Here is a 13,522-nt window from a genome sequence, read left to right as displayed (position 1 = left end):
GTAAGCGGGTGTAGCTCAGCGGTAGAGCGTCACGTTGCCAACGTGAAAGTCGTCGGTTCGAATCCGATCACCCGCTTTTTCCCCTTCAGCGCGCACATCGTCCCGATGCTCGGCATCAGCCGAGCGTTATGTCGGCGCTCAGAGGGGGTTAACGCATCACAGCATTCCCGGCGCTCACGCTATATGCTGAGAACACCTCACGCTAACGGTGCGAACGGTGATCTGGTCAGTCTCTCCCTGTTGTGCACCGGGAACGCTCCATGCACTATCGCCGCCATCTCCGACGCCTGTTCTGGTGCCTCATGGCAGGCTTGGTTGCAACATGGCTGTCAGCATGGGGCCTTGCTGCCATGGCTTCTTCTTCGCCGCATGGATGGTCAGAGCAATCACGGATCCACGCATTCCCTGTCAGTGGGCCGGTATTGATTCGTCAGCGTGAACGACTCGGTGCAGTACAGCGATCCTTTCATTGGAATGCGGCTGCACGACTGTCGCATGAGGAATTTCAAAACTACCTGGACCTTGCGCCTTCAACTGAGGTCGGATCAACCTGGGGCATCAGCGGCGAAGATCTCTGGACCATTTCCCTCTCTCTGTGGCACCCAGGCACAACACAGGAATCAGCGTGGGGCTGGCCGAAGAAAGCCTTGTGGTATGTATGGGATGAGCAAGGCGGCATGCCGAACTTCATTGGAGGGGTTCGGTTGCCAAAGACTTTTGCAAGACTTTCAAACACAGGTGTCGAGTATCCGGGCGCTCTGCCATTCATTCCGATCTGGAGCGGGGTGCTTTTGAACACGCTTTTCTTCGCCTGTCTTTTCGCGGGGATCGGTTACCTTGCGCTGCTCGTCAAGTCAGAATCGCGGGCAAAGTTTCGACGACTTGCTGCAAAATATCTGACTCTTGGCGCTTTCACGACAGTTGTATCCGCATGGGTTTTCGCTGCAACGTCTGGTCTTTTGCTGCCATCACGTTTTGTGCAATCCATCAGCGTTCCAATCACGAATTCATCGTCGAATGCAATTGCTGTGCAGCACCACCTCCTGTGGGGTGGCCAAGTCAGATCGATGGAAGAGAATCAGAGATACAGCAGGCTCAGTTTTGGGTTGAACTCATTCACAACCGGCGTGCTGAATGAATTCCAGGAGCCACAGTGGGGTCTGAATCAGCCGGAATTGTCGCGTGCCTTCAGTGATGAAGGTGTATTCCAGATGCAGGAACGCGCGTGGGGTTGGCCCATGCTCGCGATGCATTGTCGATGGGAAAACAACAATCCGGGCGAACAATTCATAGGCGGCGTGCCTTTGCCGGAGGTACTCGCACTTCCGTCACACATTACCGGAACTGGTCAGAATCCAGCAATTCCATACCTTCCGATTTGGCGGGGATTGTTCATCAACACACTTTTCTTTGCGATCGCTTGGTTTCTTTTGATGATAATGTTCGCAGGTTTTCGCCAGCGACGCCGGATGCTGCGAGGCCAATGTCCGCACTGCGCCCACGATCTGCGAGGGCGGCTTGGTGATGGCTGCGCGGAGTGCGGTTGGCGCAAAGTGTCCTAAATCGCCCGATCTTCCCACTGCCGGTCCCGCGCTGCTGCTGCCAGTGCCTCGTGTTTGCGCAGGTACTCGACGCACGCCACAACGAACGTCGAGTGACTCCACGTCAGCGGGCTCACGCTCATCGGCGCGCCCGTGTACGGGTGATACTGCTCGGCCAGAACTCCCGACTCAAACGCCCGCGACACCGCCCACTCCATGAGCGGCAGCGCCTGCCGCAACTCCGCCGGCGTCCTGGCCCGCGCGATCACATACTGCGCCTGCCACAGCGTACAGATCACCCACGGATTTCCCGGCACACGCTCGATGTCGCTCGCTTCGACCTGATGGTAATAGTCGTGCTCATAGCGCGCGATGCCCCCGACCTCTGTCTTGACCCAGAGCCGCTCGCGGATCCGTCCCATCTCCGCAACCACCATCGGATCGTCCGCATCCAGACCGGCAAACGCAAACAGCGAAAAGTTCGCCGAGTCGGCCGTCAGATCAAGCCGATAACCACCATCGGCCAGCGGCACCGCCATGCGCGCAAAGCACCCGTGCCCTTCGTGCCACAGGTGCTTGCGCAGTGCCGCCCGCATTCGCTCCGCACCCTCCTTGAACTTCGCTGCCCGATCCATCTCCCCGAAATCCGCCGCAAACAGGCTCGCAGCCTCCAGCGCCCCGATCGTCGATGCCACCGTGAACGTGTGCACGCCACGCCGTTCTTCCCACAAATCCCAACTCGGCTGCGGCAGCCCGTTGTGATCGCGATATTCCAGCATCCACTCGGCCGGCTTGGCAACCAGCGGCGTATACAACGGCTTGATGAACTCTACATCGCGGAACGTCTCGAAGTGTCGCCGCAGTGCCCACGTCACCAATGCCGTCTCATCCTGCTGAATCGGCAGCACCCGCTGCCCGCCAAGCATCCACGGATGCCAACTCGACGCCAGTTTCCCCTGCGGCGTGTACTTGTGCAGAAAGAACCCATCCTCACGCACACACCTGGCTGCAAACCTGAAAAAACTCCGGCTCAGTTCGCTCTGCCCCGCAAGCACCAGCGCATACGCCACCAACGCCCCATCGCGCATCCAGCAATAACTGTAATGATCGCCCCCGAACTGCGTGATGTCGCTGTCGTTGGCCGCAACGATCGCGCCCCCGTTGTCGATCTGCGTCCGCATGATCAACTGGCTTCTATAGAACGCATCGCGGATGTTCTCGGGCAGCGGCGTCGTGTTCAGCGGCTCCTTCCGCGCCCACAACCTCCAATACGCCTCCGTCCGCGCCACCAGCCTGTCCGGGCTTTTCTCCCAGATCCGCTTGTTGAGTCTCTTCACATCGTCATACGTCTCGCCGCACGCGATCCAACTGATCACATACGCCTCGTCGTTGGGCTGAATCTGAAGGTTGAACCCGACCGTCGCGTCAACGCTTCCCTGGCTGATCGCGTTGCGCCCCAGTTGCCCGTCCTCAGCGTCGCGCCACGTCCCCTCAGCGTCGCCGATGCGCTTGGTCCCGATCGCCCAATGGTCGATCCCGCACTTGTGCTGGTCGCACGCATTGATCAGGAAGTACGCGTCTTCCTTATACAACACCACCGAGTTGGTCTGCGGGTCGTAGTTGGCCGTGTCCCCGACCGCCGATCCCTTGATCGACAGGTCGATGTGGTAGAAGACGCGGACATCGCGGGGTTTTCCCTTGAGGTCGCGCACCACGCACCGCCGGAAGTACACCGCCTCGTGAAAATCCACCGCGTCGTTGCACGTCAGTTCCAGGCCCAGTCCCTTGTGGACAAGCCGAACCTCGGTCACCAGCGTGTCGGTCCGATACCGCAGTTCCCGCTCCCACCCGGCCTCATCGATCCATGCAAACTCCCCATCCGCCCAGACACCGAACTTCTGCGGGTGCCCGGCTGTGTGATGGTGTCGCCCGACATTCGGGTAATACAAATCGCGCAGGCGATAATGCCTGTCAAAAGCGATCAACAGGCTCCCATTTCCGACCGGCAAGTCGCGAGGCATCGGCTCTCCAGGGTATATCTTCGCTCAAGGCCGCGGGCCTCATCGCCCGCAGCATCATCAAGACCATAACGGCCCGTCGGCCCCCCAGATCATCGGTCAATTCAACGCCCGACCCAACACCCGCCGATGGCCTCCGCTTCCGCCCTCTCAGGTCGGAAATAAGTCACAAACCCCCAAAATGGGATCTGTAACCACAAACCCGCCGAACAATCTCTAGCACGCCCGACGATCTTCGGGTAGACTGTTCACATCGGCCCGATTCCGGGGTCGCCACACATCAGGGAATTCACCCTGATGCCAGAAATGTTCAGTATCCGAGGGGGGGCCTCGGTTGAGAAGGGGAAAGTCATGCGATCATACGGACGCCGCGCATTCACGCTGATCGAGTTGTTGGTTGTCATTGCGATCATCGCGCTGCTCATCGGCATTCTGCTGCCAGCGCTGAGCGAGGCACGTCGGGCCGGGCAGAATCTGGTCAGTTCCATGAACCTGCGGAGCCTGAGCCAGATCTCCGCGATGTATCAAAGTGACAACAATGGCTCGCTCATCAATCCGTTCAACGAAACGACGGCTGGAGGATTTGGCGGGTGGGCGCGCGTGCGTAAGCCCGGTTTCGGCGGTACCTATATCTTCAACTCGCCCGGCGTGTGGTACAGCGAAATGTACGCCTTTCACTGGTACAGCCTCGTTGCAGCCGACCTGAGCGAGAATGACTGGGCGTCTGACATCCAGTTCGCTCCTCTTGACCCGATGCCAAAACAGCGTTACCTCGATCTCATCGTCTATGGCAACGGCAACTTCAGCAGCTGGATCTGGGATACATCCTACATTCTCAGTCCGACAACCTGGTATGCGCCTGAGCGGTACTCAACCACGCCTCGCGGCAACAATGTCCCCGCAGATGCGATAGCATCCAAAGTGCGGCGCAACCGCATCGACCATGTGACGTACCCGAGTGCAAAGGTCATCATCTGGGAACGTTTTGACACCACGCAGCGCTCGCGCATTCCTTCGGCCATCATTCCAGGCTTTCCGCAGACTTTCGCCTTCCCCCGCCAGCCATTCAGCCCGAACTGGAACAACCCGCTTGCCCTGCCTCAGGTCACTACAGCCGACGGCAGCGTGAGCCGTGTTGATATGGCCGATCTCTACGAACGTGCTGCTGATCCCGATCCTGTGCGGGCGCGCGATTTCATCCCGACTGACGTCTGGAACCCGATCGCCAACACGGTGCTTCGCCCCTACGGCATGGATAAGGACAACCTCGAAAACGGCGATTCGCTCAACCCGGGCAGCTATCCCGCACACTTCTGGGCAACACGCAACGGCATCAAGGGACGCGATCTGGCACGGTGAGTACAGCACACCATGAAGAAACAACACATACTTGGGATTGTCGCGGGCGTGCTCTTTGTGGCTGCGGCAGTGATGATCGTTCGCACACTCATGGGGCCTGCTGCGCCGGAGCTGACCGAGCGGCAAAAGCAGTTGCTTGAGAGGCCGGTGGTGCAGATGCCTGCGGGCACGAATCTGCCGCCTCAAGGCGACATGACCAACGAGGAGTATGCGCGATACCTGATGAAACTTCGAGAAGAAGCCAATCCGCCGCGGGGCGAAGCGGGGTCGGCGCGGCAGGCGATTCAGGATTGATTTAGGTGCGATTGCTTGAAAAGGTGTGCAACCGGCGACCGAATCTCCGTTATAGGGTGTAAAGGAGATTCACATGCGTGCAGCAATCTTTTTCTTGGCCATCGTTTCAACGATGGCAACCGCACAGATCAAAGCAATCAACAATGAGTTGGTATGCTGGTATATGGATCTTCAGGTCCGATGGGAGGTGGAAGAACTTCCCATTAAGGAAATCGCACCAGGCATCGTGCTCACTTCCGCCGCGATGACAGCTTTGGAAGTGGGTAAAGAGTGTGACAGTGCATGCACGCCCCTTGACTCCGATGCGGACGGGATGTCTGCGGATCTTTGCAAGGAAGAGGCAATCGGCGCAAGCGCTGCGGTTACCGGCTGTCTTGGCTGTGATTCGAGCATCGGGACCGGTGTGGGAGCGACTGCGCATGCCACGAAGACTTCTGGACAAGTGCAAGTTTCATCTCGATCTGCAGCCTACAAACAGACTATTCTGACGATTGAGTGTGAAGAGTTGTACGACTGTTTAACTCTCAATCTGGGAATTGTATCGGCTTCCTCGACAGTTACATGGGAGTTCTACTCCAGCCTTGGACAGTCTGTTCCCATCGCTTTTGAAGTGGAGGTCCCACAAGCTGGCCTTGTAAACTCGTTTTTGGTGCCGTGCGGCCCGCCGGTCACTCCTCAAGGTATGGGAAGGTCAGGAAGTTTCATCGCCATCGAAGGGTGGGCAAAGGACTCTTTGGGTGAATCATTGGGAGAGTGGGCACATCAGGGCTATATCGACAGTGATGGAATCGACGACATCAATGTCGGCGGTTTTTTTGATAGCGAAGACTTCACCCTTGAGCCTCAAAAAGACCGACTCGAGCTTTCTGGAACGACTGAATTGGGGTCCTCGATTCCAACTGGGGCTCGTTATGCCGGCCTTACTGTCCGATACGTTGAACTCGGCCGCCGCGACGGAGTAATTTCGACAACTGGGTATCGCTGTCAGGAAGCCCGCGAGTTGATGCGATCCACTTTCAATCTTGAATTGGGAGACCCCGGCTTTGATCCTCGCGTTGACTTCAACCGGGACAACATTGTCGATGCCGACGATCTGGACTTATTCAACAAAATGCCATGCTCTGCTGACTTCAACTGTGATGGAACTGTGGACTACTTTGATACGCAGGCATTCCTCGCGGCATACTCCAACATGGATATTGAGGCCGATATGAACTACGACACGGTCATTGATTTCTTCGATGTCCAGATGTTCCTTGCGTCTTACGCCGTCGGTTGCAAGTGACGGTAGATCATGCGCGGGTCGTCGCATCTTTCCTGGACTTAGGACTTCGGGATTTGGAATTCGGACTTTTGGACGCCGGATCTTTGGGCACACTCTTGCGCCCGATGGACCTTGCTCGTACTCGCCCAAAGGTCCGGGTCACGCGACATTCGCACGCGAGCGCCTGCGCACTTCCGTACCCGGAGGTGTGCACCTGTCGGTGCAAACCTCCGGCGTCCAAAAACCGCAGGTGATCCCGCACACTTCCGTACCCGGAGCTGTGCACCTGTCGGTGCAAACCTCCGGCGTCCAGATAGAGCGTCCAGATTTACGGCGTCCAGTTTTAGCGTCCCATGTTCAGGAAATTTGTAAGCAACTGTGGCCCATCGAGCGTCAGGAAACTCTCGGGGTGAAACTGCACCCCCTCGACCGGCGCCTTGCCCGCATCCTGCCACACCCGGCGCAACCCCATGACCACCCGCTCGCGCCTTCCGTCGGGCAATGTGTCCTCGCACCAGGCTGAAACTTCCCAGTCGCCATCGGGCGCGATCGACTCGGGCCTGACGACGAGAGAGTGGTATCGAGTCGCGATAAATGGATTCGGCAAACCCGCAAACACTCCGCGTCCGTCGTGGGAGATGGGGCTGGTCTTGCCGTGCATCTGGATGGTGTGGCGGACGACATCCATGCCGTTCAGGTCGGCCATGCACTGGTGCCCGAGGCAGACGCCGAGGATGGGGATGCGTCCCGCGAAATGGGCGATCATGGCGGGTGAGTTGCCGGCTTCTTTGGGGGTGCAGGGTCCGGGTGAGATGATAAGGTGTGTGGGGCCGCGCCCGTGGTCGAGAGCGTCGGCGTCTTGTGGGGCGAGTTTGTCAGCGCGGACGACGACCAGGTCGCGTCCGGGCTCGAGCGAGGGGTCGATTTCCCCGAGTCTCTGGACGAGATTCCACGTGAAACTGTCGTAGTTGTCGATGAGCAGAATCACAGGAGCGAGTTTAGGGCAGCGTTGGTGCAGTTGGAATCGAGCGAGTCTCTGACCCGGATCTTTGGGCGTCGAAGCGATGGGCGGATTGGAAGCAGGAGTGCGCCCAAAGAACCGGCGTCCGAATGCAAGGGTCTGGTTATGCGGCGAGTTTGCCGCGGGTGCCGGCGACGCCGTCGCGGGTGACGTAGAACAGTTCGCTGCAGATGGGGTATGGGAGGCGTCGGTAGTCTTCTTCGACGCGGGCCTGGAGTCGGTCGCAGAACTCTTTGGGCTTGAGCGACAGTGCGAGGAACATGTCGCGTGCGGGGGTTGCGACGTAGAAGTCGCCTCCGAGGTGTGAGGCGAGTTTGTTGTAGAGGCTTGAAATGAGGAGGCGTGCGGCGTCGTAGCCGTCCTGTTCGGCGACGATGATGGCTTTGCCACCCTCGCGGCTTTCGATGACCTGAAGGTCAAACTCGGGTGCGTAGGCCTCAAGATTTTCGCGTGCGATGGTGTCGAGGTCTTCCATGCTGACATTCCAGCGGACGGTCTGCTCGGTGGTGAGGCTGACGGTCATCTGTGGCATGTCGAGGACGAAGACGATGACGGTGCCATTGACGAACGGGACATGGGCGACCAGGTCGCGGCTGAGGTGTTCGAAGATGGATTCGGGTTGAATGCGCGGCATGATGCGCGGGCGTGCGAGATCAAAGTTGAGGTCGGCCAGTGAGAGGGCGTCGGAGGAGAAGAGTTGTTCGAGGAAGTGCTCGACGATTTCGGTTCCGCGGTTCGGTTCGTGGGCGACCATGCGGAAGAGGTTTTCGAGGTCGAGGCGTCGGCCATTGACGATGAGTTCGCGTGGCCCGACGAGGTCGACGTCGTATTCGGGCTGGAGGCGTTTGAGAAGGATGGCGACCTGTTCTGCAAAGGCCTCGGGTTCCTGGGGCATGTGGGCCATGTCAATCGACCTCCGTGCTGCTCTGAACACGATCCGAACGGGATTGTGGCGACGGGGTCCGGACGCGGGTGTCAGGAACCTGTTGCTCTGGTGCATCGGCGTGATTGAGGGGGTGATAGAGGGTGTGAAGAAGGTCAAAGAGGAGAATCGTGGGCGTGGGCGGCATAACCGGACCGGGTTGCGCGGTATGGAAATCGGCGCGGGGGACTGGAAATGTGGGTGGGAAAGTGGGATGCTTGGCGGGTCGGCGGTGGAGTTGCTAGAATCGCGGCTACTGGGGTGAGCGTGGGGTGGTCCCCGCCCGGGCCAGCGTGGGTCTCGGCCTCATCCGACCGTTGTGGAGACTGAAGCGTGACCGAGCAAGAAATCGAAGCGAAGGTGATCGACATCGTTGCCAACCAGCTGGGAGCCGATAAGTCGACCATCACGCGGGATACAAGCTTCGTGGATGACTTGAATGCGGACAGTCTGGACACGGTAGAACTCGTCATGGAGTTTGAGGACGAGTTCGAGACGTCGATTCCGGATGACCAGGCGGAGAAGATCCGTACTGTCGGCGAAGCGATCATGTTTATCAAGCAGGCCCACGGGGTTGAGTGAGCCGGTTGTCACGGGGGTGATGATCGGGTAGGCTCGATTGTGTGTTGCTCCATGGCTGAAAATGACCTTACCATTGGCTCGTCTCGTCGGTACCACCGGGTCGTGGTGACCGGGATGGGCGCGATGACGAACCTCGGTCTTGACGCGCCGTCAACCTGGGCTGCCATGCGCGCCGGGGTCAGCGGGGTGGCTGCAATTGAGAGCGAAGAGTTCAAGCGGTACCCGAACGAATGGGACGTCACGATCGGCGGGCAGATCCGCAATCTTGACGCCAGCCGGTTCATGGAGCCCCGCGAGGCGCGGCGGCTGGACCGTTGCACGATCATCGGGGTCGGGTCGGCGATCGAGGCGGTGCGCGATTCGGGGATGGATTTCTCGCAGGGCGACCCGACCCGCCGCGGCGTGGTGATGGGGTCGGGAATCGGCGGGATTCAGACGATCGAAGAAGGCATGCAGACGCTCAGTACGCGCGGCTCGGATCGGGTGAGCCCGTTTACGGTGCCGCGACTGATGGTCAACGCGGTGACGGGGAATATCTCGATCCGCTTCAACCTGCAAGGTCCGGCATCGGCACATGCGACGGCGTGCGCGAGTTCGGGGCATGCTTTTTCGGATGCGATGTGGTATATCCGTCGCGGTCAGGCGGACGTGATGCTGGCTGGCGGGGCGGAGGCAGCGATTACGCCCTTGTGCCTGAGCGCGTTCAGCACGATGAAGGCGTTGAGCACGCGCAACGATGATCCGGAGCGGGCGAGCAGGCCTTTTGACTCGGGGCGTGATGGGTTTGTGCTGGCTGAGGGCGGGGCGGTGTTCGTGCTCGAGAGTCTGGAGCACGCACTGGCACGCGGCGCGAGGATCTATGGCGAGTTGGTGGGGTGTGCCAACAGTTCGGACGCGGGTCATATCACGGCTCCGGATCCTGAGGGTCGTGGTGCGGCGCGATCGATGTTGTGGGCCTTACACGATGCGGGGCTTAGGCCCGAGCAGATTGACTACATCAATGCGCACGGAACATCGACGCCTCTGGGCGATCGCGCAGAAATTGCTGCGGTGTTCTCGGTGTTTGGGAATCATGCGAGGCGGAGTGCGGACGGGACGCTGCTGATGAGTTCGACCAAGTCGATGCACGGGCATTGCCTGGGAGCGTCGGGGGCGGTGGAGTTGATAGGGTGTCTGCACGCGGTGCGCGATGGTATTGTGCCTCCGACAATCAATTTAGACCACCCGGATGAGGGGTTTGATATTGATCTGGTAGCACATGATGCGCGGGAGAGGCCGGTGCGGTACGCGATGAATAACACGTTCGGTTTCGGCGGGCACAACGTGACGCTGATCATCGGGCGTTATCAGGGGTGAGGGTCGGCACGCGGGTTGCGTTGGCAGCCTGAGCGTGCATGATTGAAGTCTGACCCTTATCGGATCGATCAAGAGAATGATGGGAACTGAACTTTCGTCGATTCTGCGCCTTGAGGTGCCGATCGTTGTGTTGCTTGCCGAGCGAGCGATCGCGATGGGCGAGGTGATGTCGCTGGTGCCCGGGTCGATTATTGAACTGGGCAAGACGGTGGATCAGGATCTTGATCTGCTGGTGAATAACCGGCGGATCGGGCACGGTGTTGCGATGAAGGTCGGTGAGAACTACGGCGTCGAAGTCACGCAAATCGGCGATTCGCTGCTGCGCATCAATGCACTGGGAGCGGGAGAAGGCGCGGAGGATGCTGCGGGTGCAATGCAGCAGCCGCAGTGAGTGGGAATCGCAGGGAAATCAAGCGGACGCGACACGGCCGCCGCGAGAGCGGGTCTGGTCCATGTATCGCTGGAGATTGCGTCCGGGGCAGGCGGTTGGCGCGAGTTCCTGATGGGTGTAGATGCGTGAAGCGGGGATCCGATACTGGCGTGATTGGGCGATGAGGAACTGATCGAGCGCAGTCAATGCGCGCGGGGTGGGTTGCTGCTGTTCGAAGTTTCCGAGGACCAGGATGCCGAGATTTCCGGGGTTCTGGTCCTTGACGTGTGCGCCCTGAAGGGTGGTGGTGCGGCCTTCCCAGACTCGGCCTTCGGGATCGATGACGTAGTGATAACCGATGTCTGCCCATCCCTTGCTGCGGTGGCCGTTGCGGATGGTTTCGATGCGACTTGCGCAGGCCGCCATGGAGTTGAGTGCGACCGGGGGCATTCCGTCATGATGGACGGTGATGTGTGAGATGCCTCGCATGGGGTCGGCGAGGCGGGGATCGGGTCCGACGCGAGTCCAGCGTGAGCGTGGGAGAACGCCTGAGGGAATAGATCCGGCCGAACCGAGCGCGACGGAGGACGAGCCTGCGGCCCCTGAAGCGGGGACGGGATTAGCGGGAATGGGCTTACCGATCTGGCTGGCGGTGGTGCCCCTGCGTGCGTTGGTGGAGCCACAGGCTCCGAGAATGGCGGAGAGAGAGGTGAGCGTGCCGCACGCGATGGCGTGGGCGATCCATTGGCGACGATTGAAGTTATCCACGGCGTCCATCATATCGGCCGAACGGGAGATTTTCATTGAGCGGATTGTGGTGGCGTGTAAATAGTGGCCCTACGTTCAAGGTCCGCGGGTGAAGAGGCGGCTTAAACGGGTGTTTGGGCGAGTCTTCGGCGGGATGTGAATGTACTTTTTTTGGGGAGTTGTGCATGCGTTCGAGGATGGCCATGGTTCTGAGCGTGCTCGGGTTGGCGGCGGGGATGAGTGTTGGGCAAGCGGAGGATGCTGCGGCACGGGCGCAGGCGGCTCGGGATCGCATCGCGGCTTTGGAAGCGGCGATCGAGGCGGAGAAGGCGGCACTGGCGGAGGCGGAGTCGCAGTTGGCATCGTCGGCGGGTACTGATACGGCGGTTCAGCCTGAGGCTGCGTATTCACCGAGTTGGCTTGAGGGGTGGAAAGGCTCGGTCGAAGCGGGGCTCACGGGCTCGGGCGGAAATACTGATCGGATCAGTTTTCGGACGAGTGTGAACGCGAAGCGCACAACGGAGCGATATGAAACGTCGTTCGGGGCGGCGTATCAATATGCCAAATCGGACGGCCAGGAGAGTGCAAATCGGCTTGAGTTGAATCTGCGCAATGACTGGCTGTTCAAGGATTCGAAGTGGAGGATCTTTGCGCAGGGCAAGTATGAGTCGGATCAGTTTCAGGACTGGGACCACAGGCTCAGCGGGTTTGTTGGTGTTGCGTATGAGTTCATCAAGAACGAGAAGACGCTGCTGGTGGGTCGAGTGGGTCTTGGCGGCTCGTACAAAATCGGAGGCGAGGACGAAGAGTTCAACCCCGAGGGATTGGCGGGGTTGGAGTATTCGCGGCAGTTGACGGATCGGCAGCGGCTCACGGCTGCGACGGAGTATTACCCGGATCTTTCGGAGCAGGGAGAGTTCCGATGGAACAATCGGGCGACGTGGGAAGTGATGGTGGACCCGGAGACGAATCTGTTCCTGAGGCTTGGGGCGGAGCATCGGCACGACAGTCAGCCTGGGACGGGGCGTAAGCACAACGATTTGGATTACTTCCTCACGATGGGGTGGTCGTTCTGAGTATCGTGCACATGAGGTGATTGAAGATGTGGCTTTTGATGCAGGAAGAGATTGATGCGACCGGAGCTGAGCCTGCGGCAGATGCGGCGGCCGGGAATGGCGAAGAAGTATCGATTCTGGAGAGAGCGGATTCGTTGATTCAGTCAATTTCGGAGGGGAATCTGTCGCAGTCGGACTTGATGGCGCTGTGGAGCGGGATCGGGTGGCCTTTGGCCAAGGCGATCGTGCTGATTTTGGTGGTGCTGGTGATTGCGAGATGGCTTGGCCGGTTTGCCACACGGATTGGGAAGCGAGCGAAGATCGAGATTACGCTGGCGCGGTTTTTTGGGAACCTGGTGCGCTATGGCGTGCTGGTGCTGGGTGGGCTGGTCATTCTGGATACCTTCGGGGTGAAGACGACGAGTTTTGCGGCGGTGATCGCTGCGGTTGGTTTTGCGATCGGTTTGTCGCTTTCGGGGACGCTGAGCAATGTGGCGGCGGGGGTGCTGCTGCTGGTGTTCAGGCCTTTCAAGGTCGGGGATGTGGTGTCTGCGGGCGGAGTTATGGGGAAGGTTGATGAGATCGGGCTGTTCACGACGGTTTTTGATACACCTGACAATCGGCGGATCATTGTGCCCAATGGCTCGATCTATGGGAGCACGATCGAGAACGTGACGTTTCACGCGACGAGGCGAGTCGATGTCGCGGTGGGGACGGCGTATGCGGCGAATCTGGATCGGACGCGCGAAGTGCTTGTGCGTGCGGCGGAAGGCGTGGAGGGCAGGCTGCCGGACCGGGATGTTGTGGTGTATTTGAGTGAGTTGGGGAGTTCTTCGATCCAGTGGTCGGTGCGTGTGTGGGCTGCGACTTCGGAGTTCTGGGCAGTGAAGGAACGTCTGACGCGCGGCATCAAGGTTGCGCTTGATGAGGCGGCGATTTCGATTCCGTTTCCGCAGATGGATGTGCATGTGCAGCGTGAGAGCGAGTAGTCGG

General features: G+C 59.4%; 13 protein-coding genes and 1 tRNA gene. 10 read left to right on the top strand and 4 right to left on the bottom strand.

What is annotated here, in order from left to right; all coding sequences use genetic code 11:
- Positions 1–4: 4 nt before the first annotated feature.
- Both KF757_14340 and KF757_14335 read left to right on the top strand, forming a co-directional pair.
- Positions 5–76, top strand: a tRNA-Gly gene (locus tag KF757_14340).
- 184 nt (positions 77–260) lie between these two features.
- Entirely contained in the window at positions 261–1,562 is a 1,302-nt protein-coding gene (locus tag KF757_14335; protein MBX3324154.1) for a hypothetical protein, read from the top strand.
- On the opposite strand, the gene KF757_14330 is transcribed toward KF757_14335, so the two are convergent.
- On the bottom strand, positions 1,559–3,562 hold the full coding sequence (locus KF757_14330) for a glycoside hydrolase family 15 protein (GenBank protein MBX3324153.1): 2,004 nt from the start codon (positions 3,560–3,562) through the stop codon (positions 1,559–1,561). The genes KF757_14335 and KF757_14330 overlap by 4 nt on opposite strands.
- 348 nt (positions 3,563–3,910) lie before the next feature.
- Between KF757_14330 and KF757_14325 the strand changes: the two genes are divergently transcribed.
- From KF757_14325 to KF757_14315, 3 genes are all read left to right on the top strand, one after another.
- Positions 3,911–4,918, top strand: coding sequence for a prepilin-type N-terminal cleavage/methylation domain-containing protein (locus tag KF757_14325; GenBank protein MBX3324152.1), 1,008 nt, complete (start codon positions 3,911–3,913; stop codon positions 4,916–4,918).
- A gap of 12 nt (positions 4,919–4,930) precedes the next feature.
- Positions 4,931–5,212, top strand: coding sequence for a hypothetical protein (locus tag KF757_14320; GenBank protein MBX3324151.1), 282 nt, complete (start codon positions 4,931–4,933; stop codon positions 5,210–5,212).
- Between the two features lie 73 nt (positions 5,213–5,285).
- Entirely contained in the window at positions 5,286–6,497 is a 1,212-nt protein-coding gene (locus KF757_14315) for a hypothetical protein (protein MBX3324150.1), read from the top strand.
- Positions 6,498–6,819: 322 nt separating this feature from the next.
- On the opposite strand, the gene KF757_14310 is transcribed toward KF757_14315, so the two are convergent.
- Together KF757_14310 and KF757_14305 are read right to left on the bottom strand one after the other, a co-directional pair.
- The gene (locus KF757_14310) at positions 6,820–7,464 is read right to left on the bottom strand and encodes an aminodeoxychorismate/anthranilate synthase component II (protein MBX3324149.1); all 645 of its coding nucleotides are present in this window, start codon (positions 7,462–7,464) and stop codon (positions 6,820–6,822) included.
- Between the two features lie 136 nt (positions 7,465–7,600).
- Positions 7,601–8,401: a DUF1444 family protein gene (locus tag KF757_14305; GenBank protein ID MBX3324148.1), complete on the bottom strand. Its 801-nt coding sequence runs from the start codon at positions 8,399–8,401 to the stop codon at positions 7,601–7,603.
- Between the two features lie 351 nt (positions 8,402–8,752).
- Between KF757_14305 and acpP the strand changes: the two genes are divergently transcribed.
- The 3 genes from acpP to KF757_14290 all read left to right on the top strand — a co-directional run bounded on the left by acpP (position 8,753) and on the right by KF757_14290 (position 10,748).
- The gene (gene acpP, locus KF757_14300) at positions 8,753–9,001 is read left to right on the top strand and encodes an acyl carrier protein (protein ID MBX3324147.1); all 249 of its coding nucleotides are present in this window, start codon (positions 8,753–8,755) and stop codon (positions 8,999–9,001) included.
- 123 nt (positions 9,002–9,124) lie between these two features.
- A complete protein-coding gene (gene fabF / locus KF757_14295) occupies positions 9,125–10,357 on the top strand; it encodes a beta-ketoacyl-ACP synthase II (protein MBX3324146.1) in 1,233 nt (410 codons plus the stop codon).
- Between the two features lie 76 nt (positions 10,358–10,433).
- The gene (locus KF757_14290) at positions 10,434–10,748 is read left to right on the top strand and encodes a FliM/FliN family flagellar motor switch protein (protein MBX3324145.1); all 315 of its coding nucleotides are present in this window, start codon (positions 10,434–10,436) and stop codon (positions 10,746–10,748) included.
- 18 nt (positions 10,749–10,766) lie between these two features.
- Here KF757_14290 and KF757_14285 read toward each other — a convergent pair whose 3' ends face one another.
- The gene (locus KF757_14285) at positions 10,767–11,531 is read right to left on the bottom strand and encodes an N-acetylmuramoyl-L-alanine amidase (protein ID MBX3324144.1); all 765 of its coding nucleotides are present in this window, start codon (positions 11,529–11,531) and stop codon (positions 10,767–10,769) included.
- 128 nt (positions 11,532–11,659) lie between these two features.
- Between KF757_14285 and KF757_14280 the strand changes: the two genes are divergently transcribed.
- Together KF757_14280 and KF757_14275 are read left to right on the top strand one after the other, a co-directional pair.
- On the top strand, positions 11,660–12,550 hold the full coding sequence (locus KF757_14280; protein ID MBX3324143.1) for a DUF481 domain-containing protein: 891 nt from the start codon (positions 11,660–11,662) through the stop codon (positions 12,548–12,550).
- 26 nt (positions 12,551–12,576) lie between these two features.
- Positions 12,577–13,518 carry a mechanosensitive ion channel gene (locus KF757_14275; protein ID MBX3324142.1) on the top strand — a complete coding sequence of 314 codons (942 nt, stop codon included), beginning with the start codon at positions 12,577–12,579 and terminating at the stop codon, positions 13,516–13,518.
- Positions 13,519–13,522: the final 4 nt, after the last annotated feature.

This window comes from Phycisphaeraceae bacterium (assembly GCA_019636795.1).
Lineage (GTDB): Bacteria > Planctomycetota > Phycisphaerae > Phycisphaerales > UBA1924 > JAHBWW01.
This window is presented reverse-complemented; position numbering and strand designations above follow the sequence as displayed.

Excerpts from the sequence above, each read along its gene's own strand:
- KF757_14325 (MBX3324152.1), top strand. The coding sequence starts at position 3,911 with ATGCGATCATACGGACGCCGCGCATTCACGCTGATCGAGTTGTTGGTT.
- KF757_14315 (MBX3324150.1), top strand. The coding sequence starts at position 5,286 with ATGCGTGCAGCAATCTTTTTCTTGGCCATCGTTTCAACGATGGCAACC.
- KF757_14285 (MBX3324144.1), bottom strand. The coding sequence starts at position 11,531 with ATGAAAATCTCCCGTTCGGCCGATATGATGGACGCCGTGGATAACTTC.
- KF757_14275 (MBX3324142.1), top strand. The coding sequence starts at position 12,577 with ATGTGGCTTTTGATGCAGGAAGAGATTGATGCGACCGGAGCTGAGCCT.
- KF757_14320 (MBX3324151.1), top strand. The coding sequence starts at position 4,931 with ATGAAGAAACAACACATACTTGGGATTGTCGCGGGCGTGCTCTTTGTG.
- KF757_14305 (MBX3324148.1), bottom strand. The coding sequence starts at position 8,401 with ATGGCCCACATGCCCCAGGAACCCGAGGCCTTTGCAGAACAGGTCGCC.
- KF757_14335 (MBX3324154.1), top strand. The coding sequence starts at position 261 with ATGCACTATCGCCGCCATCTCCGACGCCTGTTCTGGTGCCTCATGGCA.
- fabF (MBX3324146.1), top strand. The coding sequence starts at position 9,125 with ATGACGAACCTCGGTCTTGACGCGCCGTCAACCTGGGCTGCCATGCGC.
- KF757_14330 (MBX3324153.1), bottom strand. The coding sequence starts at position 3,562 with ATGCCTCGCGACTTGCCGGTCGGAAATGGGAGCCTGTTGATCGCTTTT.
- KF757_14280 (MBX3324143.1), top strand. The coding sequence starts at position 11,660 with ATGCGTTCGAGGATGGCCATGGTTCTGAGCGTGCTCGGGTTGGCGGCG.
- KF757_14290 (MBX3324145.1), top strand. The coding sequence starts at position 10,434 with ATGATGGGAACTGAACTTTCGTCGATTCTGCGCCTTGAGGTGCCGATC.